Annotated in this window: 12 protein-coding genes and 3 pseudogenes; 8 read left to right on the top strand and 7 right to left on the bottom strand. The window is 67.9% G+C overall.

Annotation, left to right across the window (positions count from 1 at the left end; translation table 11 throughout):
- Positions 1 to 87: 87 nt before the first annotated feature.
- Positions 88 to 336, bottom strand: a complete 249-nt coding sequence (locus ABZ818_RS35190; RefSeq protein ID WP_361423980.1) for a hypothetical protein — start codon at positions 334 to 336, stop codon at positions 88 to 90.
- A 340-nt stretch (positions 337 to 676) separates the two neighbouring features.
- On the opposite strand from ABZ818_RS35190, the gene ABZ818_RS35185 reads away from it, so the two are divergent.
- The gene (locus ABZ818_RS35185; RefSeq protein WP_361423977.1) at positions 677 to 1,354 is read left to right on the top strand and encodes a hypothetical protein; all 678 of its coding nucleotides are present in this window, start codon (positions 677 to 679) and stop codon (positions 1,352 to 1,354) included.
- A gap of 547 nt (positions 1,355 to 1,901) precedes the next feature.
- Here ABZ818_RS35185 and ABZ818_RS35180 read toward each other — a convergent pair.
- Positions 1,902 to 4,475: a LamG-like jellyroll fold domain-containing protein gene (locus ABZ818_RS35180; protein WP_361423974.1), complete on the bottom strand. Its 2,574-nt coding sequence runs from the start codon at positions 4,473 to 4,475 to the stop codon at positions 1,902 to 1,904.
- A gap of 681 nt (positions 4,476 to 5,156) precedes the next feature.
- Here ABZ818_RS35180 and ABZ818_RS35175 point away from each other — a divergent pair.
- Positions 5,157 to 5,894 (top strand): DUF6236 family protein, encoded by a 738-nt coding sequence (locus ABZ818_RS35175; protein WP_361423972.1) that lies wholly within the window; start codon positions 5,157 to 5,159, stop codon positions 5,892 to 5,894.
- Positions 5,895 to 6,015: 121 nt separating this feature from the next.
- Positions 6,016 to 6,564 carry a hypothetical protein gene (locus tag ABZ818_RS35170; protein WP_361423969.1) on the top strand — a complete coding sequence of 183 codons (549 nt, stop codon included), beginning with the start codon at positions 6,016 to 6,018 and terminating at the stop codon, positions 6,562 to 6,564.
- A 233-nt stretch (positions 6,565 to 6,797) separates the two neighbouring features.
- Here the strand turns inward: ABZ818_RS35170 and ABZ818_RS35165 are convergent, their stop codons facing one another.
- Together ABZ818_RS35165 and ABZ818_RS35160 are read right to left on the bottom strand one after the other, a co-directional pair.
- Positions 6,798 to 8,849: a PA14 domain-containing protein gene (locus ABZ818_RS35165; protein WP_361423966.1), complete on the bottom strand. Its 2,052-nt coding sequence runs from the start codon at positions 8,847 to 8,849 to the stop codon at positions 6,798 to 6,800.
- 176 nt (positions 8,850 to 9,025) lie between these two features.
- Positions 9,026 to 9,261 (bottom strand): annotated as a pseudogene (locus ABZ818_RS35160) (transposase); the annotation flags it as partial.
- Positions 9,262 to 9,337: 76 nt separating this feature from the next.
- Here ABZ818_RS35160 and ABZ818_RS35155 point away from each other — a divergent pair.
- The 3 genes and pseudogenes from ABZ818_RS35155 (at position 9,338) to ABZ818_RS35145 (ending at position 11,314) form a co-directional block, all read left to right on the top strand.
- Positions 9,338 to 10,584: pseudogene (locus ABZ818_RS35155) on the top strand (RNA-guided endonuclease TnpB family protein).
- Between the two features lie 176 nt (positions 10,585 to 10,760).
- Positions 10,761 to 11,057, top strand: a complete 297-nt coding sequence (locus tag ABZ818_RS35150) for a DUF6247 family protein (protein ID WP_361423963.1) — start codon at positions 10,761 to 10,763, stop codon at positions 11,055 to 11,057.
- Positions 11,054 to 11,314 carry a hypothetical protein gene (locus ABZ818_RS35145; RefSeq protein ID WP_361423960.1) on the top strand — a complete coding sequence of 87 codons (261 nt, stop codon included), beginning with the start codon at positions 11,054 to 11,056 and terminating at the stop codon, positions 11,312 to 11,314. Before ABZ818_RS35150 ends, ABZ818_RS35145 begins: the two co-directional genes overlap by 4 nt.
- 201 nt (positions 11,315 to 11,515) lie before the next feature.
- Here ABZ818_RS35145 and ABZ818_RS35140 read toward each other — a convergent pair whose 3' ends face one another.
- Together ABZ818_RS35140 and ABZ818_RS35135 are read right to left on the bottom strand one after the other, a co-directional pair.
- Entirely contained in the window at positions 11,516 to 12,199 is a 684-nt protein-coding gene (locus ABZ818_RS35140; RefSeq protein ID WP_361423957.1) for an alpha/beta hydrolase, read from the bottom strand.
- 259 nt (positions 12,200 to 12,458) lie between these two features.
- Positions 12,459 to 12,608: pseudogene (locus tag ABZ818_RS35135) on the bottom strand (transposase); the annotation flags it as partial.
- 280 nt (positions 12,609 to 12,888) lie between these two features.
- On the opposite strand from ABZ818_RS35135, the gene ABZ818_RS35130 reads away from it, so the two are divergent.
- Both ABZ818_RS35130 and ABZ818_RS35125 read left to right on the top strand, forming a co-directional pair.
- Positions 12,889 to 13,449: a dihydrofolate reductase family protein gene (locus ABZ818_RS35130; protein WP_361423954.1), complete on the top strand. Its 561-nt coding sequence runs from the start codon at positions 12,889 to 12,891 to the stop codon at positions 13,447 to 13,449.
- 179 nt (positions 13,450 to 13,628) lie between these two features.
- Positions 13,629 to 13,961, top strand: a complete 333-nt coding sequence (locus ABZ818_RS35125; RefSeq protein ID WP_361423951.1) for a hypothetical protein — start codon at positions 13,629 to 13,631, stop codon at positions 13,959 to 13,961.
- Positions 13,962 to 13,993: 32 nt separating this feature from the next.
- Here ABZ818_RS35125 and ABZ818_RS35120 read toward each other — a convergent pair whose 3' ends face one another.
- Positions 13,994 to 14,329 carry a hypothetical protein gene (locus ABZ818_RS35120; RefSeq protein ID WP_361423948.1) on the bottom strand — a complete coding sequence of 112 codons (336 nt, stop codon included), beginning with the start codon at positions 14,327 to 14,329 and terminating at the stop codon, positions 13,994 to 13,996.
- Positions 14,330 to 14,432 lie beyond the last annotated feature (103 nt).

The following is a 14,432-nucleotide window of genomic DNA, read 5'->3' as shown; positions in this document are numbered from 1 at the left end:
GGCCGTGCCGGTGCATCGGGTGGGCGATGCGGCCGTGCCGGTCGATGCGCACGAACAGGGGACCGACCGGCTGGCGGCCGTGCTCGATCAGGCACTGGCACCAGGCGCGGACCGCGGACCGCGGACGGGGCAGGTGGCCGGCTTGGAGCCGTAGGGCACGCCGAGCGGGCCCTCATGGTTGACCTTTGGCCGCCAGACCTCGACGGCCAGGCCCTCCTCGACCTCGAGGTCGGTCCAGTCCAGCAGCCGCAGTTTGGAACAGCGGGCGGCGAGGGCGAAGCCCAGCAGCAGGACGGCGAGGTCCTGGCGACCGTGCCGCGTTCGTCGGACAGCCACCGTTCACGTGGCCTCCTTGGAACCTATGACAGACCACATGTCAAGCAGCGACTCGCCGACACTTCCCGGCGACCCAACGTCACAACGGGTGAGCCGACGTCAGAAGATCACCCGCAAGGGCTAATTGTCATTCAATCTCCAAGCTGAGGGGTATTTTTGACGGTCATTCAGCTCTCTTTCGGAGCGGCGTAAAGGACCTCCACATACCCGATCAGCCCCACAAAGCCGGAGATCACGATTTGCTCGATATGACAGCAATGGGGGGTGTTAGTACGTTCAATCACGCACCGGCTGCCACAGCGGGTGTTTCTCTCTCCGTCTCAGAAGGAGAACAAGCGACATGATCATGAACCGTTCCCACGCAATCCCCGCGGCCCTCGCGGCCGCTGCGGCACTGACCGCGACCGGCATCACCTACGCCACCGCCGCCACCGCACCCCAGACGGCCCCGGCTGTCGTCAAGCAGGCCCCCGCTCCCGCCTACGCCCCGCTGGGCGGCGAGGGCGGACAGGGCAAGGGCAACGAGGGCGGCGGCGGCCGCGGCGGCGAAGGCGGCGAACGCGGCGAAGGCGGCGAGCGCGGCGAGGGCTTCAAGGGCAAGCGCCACCACCGCGAGATCGGCCGGATCTTCATCAACGAGCGGTCGTTCTCCGCCGTGCCCGACGGCTGCATCACCGTAGTGAGCGGTCTGGGCTCCAAGAGCTTCAACATCCGCAACGACAGCAAGCGGACCGTCGAGTTCTTCCGCGGCGTCACCTGCGACAACGGCGCCCCCATCGCCACCGTCGGCCCCCGCAGCGAGGCCAACAACGTCCGCCCGGGCAAGGTCAAGGACGAGGACGAGGACGAGAAGGGCGAGCACGAGAAGGGCGAGCACCACAAGAAGCACCACGAGGAGATGGAGGACGGCGTCAAGGTCAAGAACGGAGTCGTCGGCAGCTTCCGCGTCATCAAGCGCCACCACGAGAAGGGCGAGGGCGGCGAATTCGGCGAATTCGGCGGATTCGACGAAGACTAAAATCAGCAACCGCGTGATGCGCATGCTGGAGAACCCCGGCCCGCCGTAATCGGGCCGACGCCCTCCGACCAGGCGCACAACACAGAATCCCGGCCCGCCGCAATCGGGCCGGGATTCTCGTCTGGACCCCGGCCCAAGGACATCCCTTCTCGGAACATCCACACCAGACCATTGTCCGACAGATCACGCGCCCGCTACGCCGTCCTTACCTCAGCGACGACCGCCAGTCCACCTTCCACGGCATGACCGGACACCCTCGAAGAGATGACCGTCCGCTTCGCCCTCTGGGACCAGATCACCGGCGCTGCCGGCCAGTCCACCACGGTCTGACCCCAGGCCCGAAGCACAAGCCCATCACGCCCCGACGGCGCCATCAGACACTCACACACCCAACAACGTGACAGCGCCTCACCAAACCGTGCATCACTCTCTTTGGGGCGCCTGTCGCAGGCGTCAATAATTTTCATCGACTGGGGCCGGGCAGCTCCAGGACGCGCGAGGGCCGGGCGGCACGGCGCCGCCCGGCCCCGCGGATGCTCTCCCTCGGCTACTTGCCCGAGGCGTACAACCGGGAGATCTCGTGGCTGCTGAGCGCCCGGTCCCAGACGCGCACCTGGTCCACGCCGCCCGGCCAGAAGTCGACCTTGCCGCTGTTGAAGCGGGCGCGGCCGACCGAGAGCGGGCCGTCGGACTTCGGGTTCAGGCACTGATTGAACGAGCCCTGCTTCACGCCGTCGACGTACAGCGAGTGCTCACCCGTCTCCGCGTTGCGCACGCCCACCAGGTGGTACCACCGGCCGGTCTGCGGGGAGAACGTCGACAGGGCGCGCCCGCCGCTGGTGCTGAAGGAGAACTTGTTCGTGTCACCGGTCTTCTGTAGGAAGAACGCCGACTGGACCTTCCCGTCCTGGCCGACCGCCGTGCGCCAGCCGTCCAGCCGGTCCAGCTTGACCCACGCCGACACCGTGAAGTTGCCCGAGGTGTCGAGGACGGGTCCTGCCGTCTCGGCGTGGCCGGCGACGCCGTCGAACTGCAGGTCCGCACCCGAGGTGCCGGTGCCCCACGTGGCGCCCTGACGCAAAGTCAGGTCGTGGTCGCCGACGTCGTCCATGGCGACCGTGCCGCTGCCCTCGTCCATGGACCAGGCGGCAGTGCCCGTCAGGCCGGGCGTGCCGGGCGGGTACTCCAGCGGCGGTGCGGAGCCGTCGGCACCCTTGATCACCTTCTCGTTGATGTCCCGCACCTGGTCGAAGTCCATCTTCTTCACTTGCCGGTCGTAGGTGAAGAAGCCGTTGACCTCGTGCTCGACATCGGTGAACTGGGTGTAGATGCCGCCGGAGACGCCGCACTGCTGGGCTGCCGTGAGCAGGTCGCGCTGGTTCTCGACGTAGCGCCGGGTCAGCGTCGCCGAGTCCGGCTCCATCTCGTACGCGTGGCCGTTTTCGAACCACATGTGGCCCGGGACCTGGAGGCCGAAGCCGCCGTGCTCACCGTCGATGGCCACGCGCCGCCCCTCGGGTACGGGCGAGGCAGGCCCGACGTACTGGTGGAAGTCCACGACGTCGCCCTTGCCGGAGTCGCCCAGCGAATTGCAGCAGTTGACCCCGGAGTGGGCGTTGACCAGTCGGCTCGGATCCTGCTTGGCCACGTCGTCGGCGATCCGGCCGGTGGCCTCGCGGCTCCATTCGCCCCAGCCCTCGTTGAACGGGATCCAGCCGATGATCGACGTCCAGCTGTCGTGCTGGTCGACCATGGTGCGGAGCTGCCGTTCGAACTCCTGGCGGGCGTCCTCGGGCGGGGTGTTCTCGGTCCGGGACTTGGAGAAGTCGACCTTCATCGACGGCATGTCCTGCCACACCATCAGGCCGAGCTTGTCCGCCCAGTAGTACCAGCGGTCGGGCTCGACCTTGATGTGCTTGCGGACGGTGTTGAAGCCGAGCCGCTTGTGCTCGGCCAGGTCGAACTTCAGCCCGGCGTCGGTCGGCGCGGTATGGATGCCGTCCGGCCAGAAGCCCTGGTCGAGCGTGGACATCAGGAATGTCTGCTTGCCGTTGAGCGTGATGTGCATCCTGCCGTCGGATCCCTTGGCGGTGCCGATCTCGCGCATCCCGAAGTACGAGCCCACGTCGTCGACCGGCTTGCCGCCGCGCAGCAGCCGGACCCGCAGGTCGTACAGGAACGGCGAGTCGGGGCTCCACAGCTTGGCGTGCGTGACGGGCAGCTTCAGCGTCGAGCCGGCCGGGCCGGTGACGGTGCCCACCGCGCCGTCGCCGTCGTACGCCGTGGCCTGCACGGTCATGCCGTCGGCGCCTGTGACGCGCGGTGTCACCAAGAGGGTGCCGGTGTCGATGTCCGGCGTGGTGCGCAGCGCGTCTATATGGCCGGTGGAGACCGGCTCCATCCAGACCGTCTGCCAGATGCCGGAGCTGGAGGTGTAGAAGATACCGCGGTCGGGCGCGTTGCGCTGCTTGCCGACCGGCTGCCAGGTCTTGTCCGTCTGGTCGGTGACACCGACCACGACCTCCTGCGGGCCGGTGCCCTTCAGCGCGTCGGTGACGTCCGCGGTGAACGCGTCGTAGCCGCCGCGGTGGGTGGCGACGAGACGGCCGTTGACCCAGACCTTGGTGTCGTAGTCCACGGCCTGGAAGTGCATGAGGAGCCGCTGGCCGGGCTCGGCCGTCCAGTTGCGCGGGACGGTGAAGGTCCTGCGGTACCACATCCGGTCCTCGTGGCGCTTGATGCCGGACAGCGCGGACTCCACCGGGTACGGCACGAGGATGCGCTCGTCCAGGTCCTTGCCGAAGGGCGGCGCGTCGCCGTCCTGGGCACCGGCGAACTGCCAGACGCCGTTGAGGTTCTGCCACTGCTTGCGCGTCAACTGCGGCCGTGGATACTCCGGGTGGGCGTTGTCCGGGCCGACCTGGTCGGTCCACGGAGTCTTGAGCGGGGGCGCCTTGGGCGTCCAGCCTTGGGCGGCCGCGCCGGAGCCGCTTTCGGGGCTGGCCACGGCGGGGCCCGCGAACAGCGCGCCGACGAGGCCCACGGCCGCTGCCGCCGCCGCCAGTACGCGCCGTCGCCGGCGACCCGGACCTAGGGCGTGCCATCGCTTTTTTCGTCTCACGACTCCTCCTGTCACTGCGTCTCAGCGGTACGGCCGGGCGGCTGGTGCCGGCTGCCTGACTGCTCGGCCGGTGGTGAGTGAGCGCCGAGTCCCCGCGCGGCACGGTGACCTGACGGGGCCGGCGCCTTCTAACGTTGGAAAAGTGGGACTGGAAGCATGACAGCACGCCCCCGGGAGCGTGTCCAGAAGGGCGAGCGGCCGCACCATGGCGAGCCCGGGCGAGGAGAAGGGCGTGCGCGGGCGCCTTCTAACGTTGGAAAAGCGGGACTGGAAGCATGACAGGACGCCCCCGGGAGCGTGTCCAGAAGAGCTGCTGCACCACGGTGAGCCCGAACGAGGAGAAGGGCGTGCGCGTGTGAAGTACCGCTGCGGTGCCAAGACTGAGATGTTGGTACTGAGCCAGCGTCAAGTTCATGGTACGAGTGTGCTGGCCGGTAGTTGAACGCTCGGGCCGGGTCGCCCGCAGCCGGGATACCTCAAGATCACCAACTGCTTCCCAAACCGGCAGACACGGCGTCAGGAAGAAGCACCGCGCCCCGCGTCCTGACGCTCCAGTGGGGTCGGTCGGTGATCGCTGACAGGTGGGGTGCCGAGCCGTTCGGTCGCGCTATCTGTCCGTTTCACGCCTGTCCCGCCTTCGGCGCTGCGAAGATGGGCGCAGACTCGTGCTGGGGGGATGCTGTGCTTGAGCGCGTCGGCTTGTACTACCCGTACGTCCGTGTCCGAGACGAGCAGTGGATCAAGACTGCCGCGCTGTACATGCCCAAGCTGGCCCGCATCGTCCCCAGTGGTTACAGCGTCGTCGACTCGCCCACGGTGCGCGCCCTGAACGACGAGCTGGGTTTCGTCGTACCCGTCGACCCGATGCGGATCGCGCAGCAACTGGCCCCCGCCTTCCTGGACCTGCTCGAACGGTACCAACCTGCCCTGCGTCGGTGGTACCGGATGACCGGGGATGCGCGTGACCTTTCGTCTGGCGGCGAGCATCCGGGTCGGCAGGACTCACGGCCGTACCGACCGTGGTCGCTGAGAGCCACTCCGCCCTGGCAGCGGACCGAGGGTGGTCAGGCGTTGGCCGAGCTTCATTGCGGCGAGGTCGACGGCCGTCTCCGCGCCGCGCTGCTCGACTCGGGACTGGCCGTGCAGAGTTCCCCTCGGTGGATCACCATGGACGCCTCCTTGGCGTGGGTGTACAAGTACTCCCTCGTCGAGGAGATCGCCCGTGCCGGGAACTTCTCTCCCTTCACCGACCAGCCGAGCGCCCACATCGCCTACGGAGGCTGGGAATCCGACGGCCTCGCATCGGCTCTGCTGGGCGGACCCGTCGCCGCCTCGGCCGACGAGGACCTTCGTGCGGTGGGGTTGCTGGCCCTCCGCGTCGTCACCCCTGAAAACCTGGCGGACGTGCCCGTAGGATGAGGACGACCATGACCGTGAGGCCGAGGCCGCGTATCGGAAGGGCCTCGCGCTCCTGGTGTCGTATTTGGAGCTGTGCCTTCGCTCGGACTCCTTCGAATACCCGGAGAGAGCGCGCCGTGCGGTGGTCCTGCAAGAAAGAATCGAAGAGCTGGCGCCGCCCGGGTCAGCTGAACGCGAGCGCGTCGATGATGCGACCGGCTGGGCCGGACGGGGTTACTGGGACGACCTGAACGCGGGCGCTGCTCGCGGGCAAGCTCAGCAGGCAGCCCTCGCGGAGCAGAGCGTGCTGGTCACCGACGCGCTGCGGCGAGCCGCTCGTGGCGAGTCCGGCGAGGACACAGGGGAAGACCTCCGGGCCGCCGAACTGGCCGCGGCGGTTGAGCTGCTGCAGGGGGCCCGGAACGCACCGCTGCGCCTGCTTCTCGCGCACCGGGTCGAAGCGTATGTGCTGACGTTCGTCGCATCGTTCGGCCTGAACAAGGCACTGGTGTGGAGTGGAGTGCAGGACTTCAGCCTGTGGGGCTGGTTGTTCTGGGTCCCCGTGCTCGTTGCCGAAGCCAAGCTCCGCCAGGCCAAGAGGCTGGGACAGGAGCGCGTCATCGCGCGCATGCAGGCGCGCCACGACGCAATGGACCTGCCTGACAGCCAACCCGAGAGCAAGCGTCTGTGAGTGCTTCAGTTGGCGACAGCCGCGAACTGAAGCACTAGGAACCGCGTGGCTGTTTGACCACACTGCCGTCCTCGTCGCCCGATGCGCTGGTCGCAGACCCATTCGGCATTGATGCAGGCGAACGGCGAACGGCGAACGGCGAACGCTGATGCGTGAAGCGGGGGACTGGAAGTCCGGCTTCCAGTCCCCCGCGTGGCATCCGCCGCCCGGGCCGGTGTGTTCGGCGCGGGTGCTCAGCGGGTCACGGCGACGGCCTCGGACGCGCCGGACTCGGTGCCATCGGCGTAGAGGACCGTGACGCGGTAGTACACCGTGGTGGCGGCCGGCTGGGTGTCGTCCACCCAGTGCCCGGTGCTGGAGGCGTCCTCGGGCTCGGTGCCGATCAGGTCGAACGTCCCGGTCCGCGGGTTCCAGCGGTGGATGGCGAAGCCGGAGACCGGACTGCCGTTCTCGTGCTCGGCGCTGGAGAGGGCCCAGGTGATCAAGCCGCTCGCGTGGGTGCTGAGGTAGGCGAGTGGAGCGCCGGTCGCGGGTGGGGCGGTCGGGCGGAGGTCCAGCTCGGTGACGTCGACGACGGCCGCGCCGGTGTCCGGGGTGAGCTGGTTGCCGTACTGGTCGACGGCGACGACGCCGTAGCGCACCTGCTGCCCGTCGGCGGGTACGGCGTCGTGGAAGGTCGTGGACGTGACCCGCCATGGCTTGAAGTCCAAGGGGTTCTTCACCGGGATGTACGTCCACTGCCCGTCGACGAGGGAGCCACGCAGCACGAGGTAGTGGTCGAGGCCGGGCGCGCTGCTCGCGTCCCAGGAGAGGGTGACGCCGTTCTCCTTCGGGACGGCGGCCAGGCCGGTGACCGCGGCAGGGGCGGTCGTGTTGCCGACTACGGTGATGACGACCTCTTCGGAGGGGGTGCCTCCGTTTCCGTTGTGGTCCAGGGCGACCACCGAGTAGTACGTGACGCCGGGCGGCGGGGCGGCGTCGGTGAACGAGGTGCCCTTCACTCCCTGGCCGACCCGCTCGCGCACGCCCGGGGCGGTGCGCGGCTGGCGCGATCGGTAGATCGCGTAGCCCGCGAAGTCGTCGCTGGTCCGCTCGGAGGCGTCCCAGGTCAGGGTGACGCCCGCCTCGCTCTCCGTGGCCCGCAGGTTGAGGGCGGTGTCCACCGGGCCCGTCCGGTCGCGGGTGTAGTACACCGCCGTGCCCGAGGGCGCCGACTCGTTGCCGTGCGTGTCGACGGCGGTGACGACGTAGTGGTAGATATCGCCGGTCTGCGGCAGGGGCCCGCTGTAGTAGCCGGGCGACAGCTTGTCGCCGGTCAGCCGGTTCTCGGCGGTGAGTGCGACCGGGGAGGAGGTCGAGCGGTACACGCGGTAGCCGGCCAGGTCGGGCTCCGTGTTGCTGTGCCAATAGAGGGTGATGGTGTCCGGGGAGCCCATGACCCAGTTGTCCTCGACGCCCTTCGGGGCGGCGGGAGCCGTGCGGTCGACGGTGGTGATGCCGAGGTCGGCGGTGCCGGACGAGACATTGCCGGCCTTGTCGTAGGCACGGACCTCGTAGTAGTAGACGTTGCCGTCCTTCGGGACGGTCGTGTCGGTGTACGAGGTGGACGTCGTGGTGGCTATCGGCTTCGTGGGGAAGGAGGTGTCCTTCAGGCGCCGGTACACGCGGTATCCGGCGAGGTCCATCTCCTTGTTCTTGGCCCAGCCGACCTTCGTGGACGCGGTCTTCGTGCTGTAGTTGACGGCGGCCCCGGCCGGGACGAGGGGCTTGACCTTGTCGACGGCCGCCGAAGTACGAGGTGTGTAGGCGAACTTGACGTTGGCCGCGCCCTTCCAGTTGACGAAGTCGACGCGAAGGCTGTGCTTGCCCTTCGGGATGGTCACGTTGACGGTCTTGGAGACGGTCTTGGACACGTCCTTCCACATGTCGACCTTGCGGACGCCGTCGAGGTAGACGCGGATGCCGTCGCGGGAGGAGGCGGCGAACGTGAAGGGGCCGCCGGAGCCGAAGTCACGGGTCACGGACCAGCGGACGCCGAAGTTGTCGGCGGGCATGCCCTTGTAGCCGGGTGCGCGGGTGCCCCAGTTCTCGTTGATCACAGAATCGCAGTCTGTGCGCTTGGGAGTCCCGGAGAAGGCGGTGTTCGCGTAGAACGTCCGCTTGAAGACGGGAGACGCGCAGGTCACGGCGGCAGAGGCGGGAGTGGCCGCGGTGAGCAGGCCACCCGTGGTGGCGAGCACGACGCCGCTGGCGATGGCGACAGTTGTGCCTCTGGGTCGGATCATACGTTCCTCCGGTCGTGATCGGCGGCGGGACTTCGCCGCCGCCGATCACGACACGTGAGGAACGCGCTTGGTTGTACGCCGGTACCCAGGCAGGACACCGTTACCGGGACTCTTGCCGAAAGCCCCGGCGTTCACGCCGGGGATGAATGCATCTCAAGGCTGCTCTGGCGTGCACCTTAGAGCGGGCGTTTTTGCTGCTCGATGTACTGGCGGAGGATCGCCAATGGTGCTCCGCGGCATGATGTGGAGAAATACGAGGGTTACCACAGGTGTCCGTGCATGATGGCGCGGTTGGTCTGGCCGTGAACTCTCCCTCAGCCTTCGGCCAGGAGGTACCCCGAGCCGTATCCGGCGAGCGGAGACGCCCCTTGAGGCTGCTGACCAGTTTCGAGACGGCAACCTTGGGCGGGTAGTGCCGAAACAACGTGCCTGCCACGCCTGTAGTCGTTCGGCCCAGCCATGAGGCCGATCGTAGTAGCGTCTTGGTTGTGCAGTTCCGTTACAACTACCGGGCCTATCCGGACGCCTCCCAGCGGCGTGCGCTGGCGCGTGCGTTCGGGTGTGCCCGCGTGGTGTGGAACGACTGCCTGCGGGACCGGAAGGAAGCACACGCGGCAGGACTGCCGTATGTGAAATCAGCGGATCTGTCCCGGCTGCGCATCACCCAGGCCAAGCGCACCGAGGAACGTGCCTGGCTCGCCGACGTGTCGGCGGTCGTCCTGCAGCAGTCTCTGCGGGACCTGGACACCGCCTACAAGAACTTCTTCGACTCGATCAAGGGCAAGCGGCAGGGCCGCAAGGTCGGCCCTTCCCGCTACAAGTCGAAGAAGGACACCCGGCAGTCGATCCGTGTCAACACCAACGCCTTCTGTCTCCGGGGCGACGGCACGGTGTACCTGGCCAAGGTCGGCCATCTCAAGGTCAAGTGGTCCCGTCGGCTTCCGGCCGCACCCACGTCCCTGACCGTCACCAAAGACAGCTCCGGCCGGTACTTCCTCAGCTTCGTCGTGGACACCGATCCGGACATCCTCCCCGAGCTGGAGACGGAATCCGGGATCGACCTCGGTCTGTCCGCCTTCGCGGTCCTGTCCGACGGCAGCAAGATCGACAGCCCTCGCTTCCTGCGCCGGGCGGAAAAGAAGCTCAAGCGCCTTGGACGGGGCCTGTCCCGCAAAACCAAGGGATCGAAGAACCGGGCCAGGGCCCGCATCAAGGTCGCACGCCAGCACGCCAGGGTGACCGACCGGCGCCGGGACTGGCACCACAAGGCATCCAGCAGATCATTCGCGACAACCAAGCGGTGTACGTGGAAGACCTCGCGGTGTCCGGTCTGGGCCGTACCCGGCTCGCCAAATCCGTGCACGACGCGGGATGGTCCGCGTTCGTCCGTATGCTGGAGTACAAGGCGGTCAAGCACGGCCGCACCTTCGCCAAGGTGGACCGGGCCTTCCCGTCCTCTCAGGTCTGCTCGGCCTGCGGATTCCGGGACGGCCCCAAGCCCCTGCACGTGCGGAAGTGGACGTGCGGCGAGTGCGGCACCCTGCACGACCGCGACCACAACGCAGCCCGCAACGTCCTCTTCGAAGGACGCCGCATCGTCGCCGCCGGACGGGCGGAGACGCTAAACGCCTCGTGGAGCGCCGGTAAGACCAGGACGAAAGTCCCGGCACAGCGCGTTGAAGCAGGAAGCCCCCGGAAGGGTCAGACGACCCAGGCCGGAATCCCTGGACTTTAGGCCAGGGAGCACGTCAAGAAAACACGTCGAACGGTGCGGGCCGCGCGGAGACCTTGAACCCGGGCGCGACGGTGGTTCGTCGACCGGCGCTCGCACGGGGAAGGAAAACAGGCATGGCCGCTCCCGCCGCCCGGCACCGCGCGTACGGTGGCGATACGACCCGCTAGGAGGTGCTGATGAGTGCGCAGCCCGAGGAAGTCCCCGCCCCGCCGGCTCCGGCTGCCGCCGCCCAGCTGCTTGCCCAGCTGCGCGAGGACCGCCGCGCCGACACGTGGGTGCCGGCCTTCGAGCGGGACTGGGCCAAGGCGCTGGAGGACTCCCGCCACAGCTACAGTCTCACGCCCCTGCACGACGTCGTCCGCACCTGGCAGGGCCGACTCGCCGCGGCCCCGGCCGTCGACGCCTTCATGGACTCCGGCCAGGATGAGACCGGCTTCGTGGACCTGGCCGACGTCCTCGGTGCCCGCCGGTGACCGGTGAAGCCTGGGTGGTGCGTCTGTCCCCGCAGGCCGCGAAGATGCTCACCGCGCTCCCCGAGCACGTGCAGGAGACGGTCCGCGACGTCCTGGACATCGCGGTGCGCTCCCCGTGGGGCTGGCCCCAGTGGAACACCGGCGATCCGGAGGGCGAGGACGTCCGTGCCGCGTCCGTCGGACAGTTGTCCGTCGTCTACGTGATCAATCGGCTCACCCGGCACCTGTCCGTCCTGGACATCGTTTGGATCGGGTAGCCACCCGCGCAGGCGGCCCGACCCTGGTGGGTCTTCCGCTCCGAGTCACACCCCGAAGTCGGCGACATGGCTCTTGTTTCTTCGGGAGTCGTTTGTCGACGAGTTCGGGAGTCACTCAGGTAGCGTCCACGTGATCGATACCGGCGAGTTCTGATGTCATTCTGCGGGGTTGTAGGGCTACGCGGGAGAGGGGAAATGGCGTCAGTTCTTGGCTGCACCGGCCAGAATGTCGGCCAACTCGACGGGGCGACTGAGCGCGACACAGTGGCTCGCGGCGATCTCGTCCGGGGCCACTCCGAGACGTTCCAGCACGAGCCGGCGCAGGAAGTCGGGAGGAAACAGACGGTCTTCGGTGCACAGCACGAACTTGGTCGGCACGGCCGGCCAGGCGTCGAGCGGCCACAGCTGGGCTGACGCAGCCGACGACGGGTGCGCCCGTTCCTTGCTCATTGCTTCCTCGGCGAGTTCGCGGGGTACATCGTGGTAGAACGCGACGTAAGGGTCGTCGCTGCCGGTGAGGCCGCCGTCCCGGGCGGCCTGGCGCCGTACGGCCTCGGTGTAGCCGGTGTTGCTCCACCACTGGTCCGGTGATTCGCCTGGCCCGGGGACCATCCCGGCGACCAGGATCAGTGCCTCGACCGGGCGGCGCACGGCGACCAGGGGGGCGGTGAACGCGCCGAACGACTGACCCACGACCACGAGACTGCGGCGGTCGCCGACCGCCTCGACCACGGCGTCGGCGTAGTCGTCGAGCGTCAGCGAGTCATCGTCGCCAGGAAGGTCCGGAGCCACCACGCCGTGCCCGCGCGCCCGAAGCTCCGCGTCGACCAGATGCCAGTACCAGCCGACGTCGCCGGCACCGTGGATCAAGACGAACGTACTCACAACACGGCTCCCGTCCTCTGCAGCTTGCCCATCCGGCCTCCCGGTGGGAGGAACACACCCAGGCTCCCACCGCAAGGCTCCAACTGTCGTCACAACAAGGAGACATCACCAGGCCCGGTCAGCAGGCGCCTCCCGTGGCCACTTACAAACGACTCTCAAAGTCATTGACATGGCCAGCGACAAACGGCTCCCGTTCGTTCTCACGTACAAAGCCACCCGGTGTCACCGTGTCGGTCACCTGTCCGGGCGCGGCGGCGGGCGGGAAGTCGTGCGGCAGGTACTCCCACGGGATGCCGGTGCGGTTGACGTACAGGATCGCGTTGACGATCTCCCGCAGGTCGTGCACGCGCGCCGCCGTTCCGGGCCCAGTTCGTCTCACCCTCCAGGCGGTGAAGACCGGCTCGATCAGAGCTCAGCGGGCATCGGACACATCACTGCGGTACGGGCGACGAGCACTCACCACGATGGCCGCGATGATGAGGTCCGACCGGTAGTGGGCCACTCGCTTCGCGTAGCGGGTGGCCAGGGCGCGGAACTGCGCGGGCAGCCCGCCGACGAGGTGCGCTTCGTCCGGGATCTGACGGTTGACGGAACCGGCCGGCCAGCCGATCGATGAGTTCCGAGTCGTGCGGAGGTCACAGTCTGCAGGACCGCTAGCAGACTGACGCGCTCGTACCCGAAGGAGACGCATGGCAAAGCTCATCTACTCGATGATCACCTCGCTCGACGGCTACGCCGAGGCGGCGGAGGGCGACCTCGGCACCGGCCCCGCCGACGACCAGGAGGTGCATACCTTCATCAACGACCTCTTCCGCCCTGTCGGCACGTACCTCTACGGCCGGCGGATGTACGAGACGATGGTCTACTGGGAGACCGCGCACACCGAGCCTGACCAGCCGCCGCACATCCTGCAGTACGCCCGCGACTGGCAGGCCGCGGAGAAGATCGTGTACTCCACGACGCTTGAGTCGGTGTCCAGCGCGAAGACCAGGATCGAGCGGACCTTCGACCCGGACGCGGTGCGCAAGCTCAAGGCCGAGGCTGATCACGACCTCACCGTCGACGGCCCGAACCTCGCGGCCCAGGCGATCGCGGCCGGCCTGGTGGACGAGTACCACCTGTTCATCACCACGAGCGTGGTCGGCGGCGGCAAACGGTTCTTCCCCGACGGCGTGCGCCTCGATCTCGAACTGGTCGAGGAGCGTGCCTTCGACAGCGGACTGATCCACGCGCGCTACCGGACCCGCTGAGCCGCACCGGTTGCTTCCGGAGCCGGAGGTGTCCTCGGACGATCAGCCAGCCCCGATCGAGGCGGCTCGGCTCCAGCGCCGCCGCGAGTCCGAGGACACTCGTGCCTTGGCGCTGCGCCGGACCCGGGCCGACCGTGCTGCCCGGCAGGAGCAGACGGTGGCCGCCATCGCGCGTGCTCATGGACGTATGGCGCGACGCGACACAGACAGTCGGTCCCGAGCACCCGCTCTATTTCTTGCACGCCGGTGAGACGGCGGCCGATCAGATGGTCGAGGAATGGGCAACGGCTGCCCAGGACGCTGACCCATCGGCAACACCACGCGTCGACACCCTCATGTATCACGCCGCGGTCACCGGGGACGATCCGCAGGCCTCTCGCCGGCGCAATGAGTGGCTGGTGGGTGAACAGCACGAACTGTGCGTCGTCTTCGTTGTGCGGGAAGACGAGAAGCTCCCCCTCGCCGAACTCGCCCGCGAACGCGGCGTGACCGTCTGGCCATATGTGCAATGACGGTTCGGTCTCGCAGGCGGTGAGTCGGACGGCTATTGGTGTCGCCAGTGGCGGTGAACTTGCTGTATGTCGGCTTCGACTACGTCACGCAGGTCGTCGTTGTCAACGGGTACGTCCATGCCCAGAGCGCTGGTGACCTTGCGGTAGGTCGTCATGTCCAGGTCTCCAGCGGCGTCGATGCACGACCGGAGTGGCTGGTCGGCGGTTGTGGCCTGGTCGGCGAGGGGTAGAACTTGGACACGGTCCGCGAATGTCATGTGGGGCAGCGCGGAACCGAGTTGCTGCTCCAGCCAGGCCCAGCTGGTGGTGGTCTGCTCGCGGGCGGCCTTCTTGAGTGCCCCGCGGACGGCAGCGGCGGCGGATTCCAAGACGTGTAGAGAGAGCCCGCGGCGCGGCTGGCGTTCAAGGGCCTGCTTCTTCTTTCGGGACCTTTACCAGGAGCTTCACTGCCGCGTACATCCAGGCGGCCTC

Source organism: Streptomyces sp. NPDC047453 (assembly GCF_040643155.1).
Lineage (GTDB): Bacteria > Actinomycetota > Actinomycetes > Streptomycetales > Streptomycetaceae > Streptomyces.
Note: the sequence above shows the minus strand (reverse complement) of the source record. Positions and strands in the feature narration are given on the sequence as shown.